Source organism: Streptomyces sp. NPDC018031 (assembly GCF_044327625.1).
Classification (GTDB): Bacteria; Actinomycetota; Actinomycetes; order Streptomycetales; family Streptomycetaceae; genus Streptomyces.
In genome coordinates this window covers 1-3465 of the sequence record NZ_JBIRFT010000061.1, presented here as the reverse complement: position 1 = coordinate 3465, position 3465 = coordinate 1, and the positions used below count along the sequence as shown (strand labels likewise).

Annotated in this window: 1 protein-coding gene; it reads right to left on the bottom strand. The window is 73.5% G+C overall.

All coding sequences use genetic code 11. The features are described from left to right. Window positions 1-3452 (bottom strand): acyltransferase domain-containing protein (locus ACH4B3_RS34210; protein WP_398469689.1); only part of this gene is annotated, 3452 nt, incomplete at its 3' end. Between the last annotated feature and the right edge of the window lie 13 nt (window positions 3453-3465).

The following is a 3465-nucleotide window of genomic DNA, read 5'->3' as shown; positions in this document are numbered from 1 at the left end:
AGCAACTCCGCCACCTGACCGCGATCGGAAACGTCACACGCCGCGAAGGTCACCGACGCGCCCAGCGCCTCCAGCTCACCCCGCAACTCCGCCGCACCAGGCATCTGTTCACCGCGGCGGCCCGCCAGCAGCAGATGCCGCACCCCGTGCCCGGCCACCAGATGCCGCGCCACCAGACCACCCAGCACCCCACCGGCACCCGTGACCAGCACCGTGCCCTGCCGGTCCAGCTCCGCCGGAACCGACAACACCACCTTGCCCACATGCCGCGCCTGACTGATGTACCGGAACGCCTCCGCGGCGTGCCGCACGTCCCAGGTGGTCACCGGCAGCAGACTCAGGAGTCCCTTCTCGAAGAGGTCGACGATCTCGGCGAGCATCTCGCCGATCCGCTCCGGACCCGCCTCGGCCAGGTCGAACGCCCGATAGGCCACACCCGGGTAGTCCGCCGCCACCTGCTCCTCGGACCGGATGTCGGTCTTGCCCATCTCCACGAACCGGCCACCACGCGGCAGCAACCGCAACGAAGCGTCCACGAACTCCCCGGCCAGCGAGTCCAGCACCACATCCACCCCGCGCCCACCGGTCACCGAGGCAAACACACCCTCGAAGTCCAGCGACCGCGACGACGCGATCCGCTCCCCCGCCACACCCAGCCCGCGCACCACATCCCACTTCGCCGGACTCGCCGTCGCGAACACCTCCACACCCCACGCCCGCGCCAACTGCACCGCCGCCATCCCCACACCACCGGCGGCCGCGTGCACCAGCAACGACTCCCCCGCACGCACCCCGGCCAGATCCCGCAGCGCGTACATGGCGGTAGCGAAGACCGCCGGTACCGAGGCGGCCTCGGTGAACGACCACCCTTCGGGCATCCGGACCAGGGTGCGGGCGTCGGCGACGTTCAGCGGGGTGAACCCGCCGGTGAGCAGACCCATCACCCGGTCGCCCACGGCCAGCCCGGTCACTCCGGGACCGACCTCCACCACCACACCGGCACCCTCGCCGCCCAGCTCGGCCGCCCCCGGGTACATCCCCAGCGACAGCAGCACATCACGGAAGTTCACCCCGGCCGCACGCACCGCGACCCGGACCTCCCCCGCACCCAGCTCCCGCAGCGCCTCCGGCGACTCCACCGCCGCCAGGCCCTCCAGCGTCCCCGACTCCCCGGCCACCAACCGCCACGGCACCGAACCCGCCACCGGACGGAGGGCGGTGTTCGCCGCCTCCTTGGCGAGCCGGGGCGCCAGCACCTCGCCGGCGCGTATCGCGACCTGGGGTTCCGCGGCGGTGAGCGCGGTGTGCAGGGTCTCGGCGGCCATTTCGGCCGGTATGTGACGTCCGTCCGGGGCCGGTCCGCCGTCCAGGTCGAGCAGGAGGAACCGGCCCGGGTGCTCGGACTGCGCGGAGCGGGTCAGCCCCCACACGGCCGCGGACGCCAGGTCCACGACGTCCTCGGCGGCACCGGTCGCCACCGCTCGCCGGGTCACCAGGACCAGGCGGGAGTGGTCGAACCCGGCGTCGGCCAGCCAGGTCTGCACCGTGTCGAGCGCGCGGTGGGCCGCGGCCCGGGTGGCGTCGGGTACGTCCCCGCCGTCCCCGGCGGCCGGCCCGAAGGGCACCAGGACCAGGTCGGGCCGGGTGCCGTCGGCGGTGGTCCGGCTCAGCTCGGACAGGTCGTCGTACTCGGTGACTTCGGCCCCGGCGGACTTCAGTACGGCGCCCAGGCCGGTCTCGCAGCCGTCGACCAGGGCGACCCGGCCCAGCCCGGTCGCCGTCCCGGTCGTCGCGGCGGGAACGCTCACCCAGTCCACGTGGAACAGCGATTCCGCGCCCGGCCCCTGGGCGGCGTCCTGCGCGGCGGTCAGCTGATCGAGCGAGACCGGGCGGGCGACGAGCGAGTCCGCGGACGCCACCGGGATGCCCGCCGCGTCGGTCACCAGGACCGACACCGCGTCCGGTCCGGCCGCGGCCAGCCGGACCCGCAGCACCGCCGCGCCGGTGGCGTGCAGTGCGACGCCGCTCCACGCGAACGGCAGCCGGACCTGCTCGATGTCACCGAAGACGGTCCCCAGCCCCGCGTGCAACGCCGCGTCCAGCAGCGCCGGATGCAGACCGAACCGGCCCGCCTCCGCCCGCTGCCCCTCCGGCAGCACCACCTCCGCGAACACCTCACCCGCACCACGCCACACCGCACGCAACCCACGGAACACCGGCCCGTACTCCAGACCCGTCCCCGCCAACCGCTCGTAGAACCCGTCCAGATCCACCGCCTCGGCACCCACCGGCGGCCACACCACCAGACCCTCACCCGCATCCCCGGCCCCCACACCGGCATCGGCGAGTACGCCCTTGGCGTGCCGGACCCAGGGGGTGTGCCGGGCGTCGGCCCGCGGGTCGTCGGGCCGCGAGTACACCGTCACCGCACGGCGACCGGTCTCGCCCTCCGGCCCCCCGACGACCAGCTGCAACTGGATGCCGCCCTCTTCGGGCAGGACCACCGGGGCTTCCAGGGTGAGTTCCTCCACCCGGTCGCAACCCACCGCGTCACCGGCCCGCAACGCCAACTCCACGAACGCCGTACCCGGCAGCAGCACCCGCCCCAGCACCGCATGATCCGCCAGCCAGCCATGCGACCGCAGCGACAGACGACCGGTGAACAGATACCCACCCGAATCCGGCAGCGCCACCGCCGCACCCAGCAACGGATGACCGGCCGCACCCAGACCCGCCGACGCCACATCGCCCAGGACGGTGGACGGCTGTACCCAGTACCGCTGGTGCTGGAAGGCGTAGGTGGGCAGCGTGATGTGCCGGACGTCGGTCCCGGCGAAGAGCTGCCGCCAGTCGACCGGGGCGCCGGCCACGTGCGCCTCGGCGAGCGAGGTGCGGAACCGGTCCAGCCCGCCTTCGTCGCGGCGGAGGGAGCCGACCGCCGCCGCCTCCACCCCCGCGTCCTCGGCGGTCTGCTGAATGCCCATGGTCAGCACCGGATGGGCACTGGCCTCGACGAACATCTGATGCCCCTCGGCGAGGAGGAGCCGGACCGTCTCGTCAAAGCGGACGGTCTGCCGCAGGTTGCGGTACCAGTACCCCGCGTCCATGACGGAGGTGTCGATCACCTCGGCGGTCACCGTGGAGTAGAACGGAACATCCGACGACCGGGGAGCGATCCCGGCGAGCGCGCCGGTCACCTCCTCCTCGATCCGCTCCACATGTGCCGAGTGCGAGGCGTAGTCCACCGGCACCCGCCGCGCCCGCACACCCTCGCCCTCACACTCGACGAGCAGCTCCTCCAGCGCCTCCGGATCACCGGACACCACCACCGACGACGGCCCGTTCACCGCCGCCACCGACAGCCGGTCACCCCATCGCGCCAACCGGGCCTCGGCCTCGTCCCGGCCCACGGCCACCGACACCATGCCGCCCAGACCCGACAACGCCAGCAACGCCCGGCTCCGC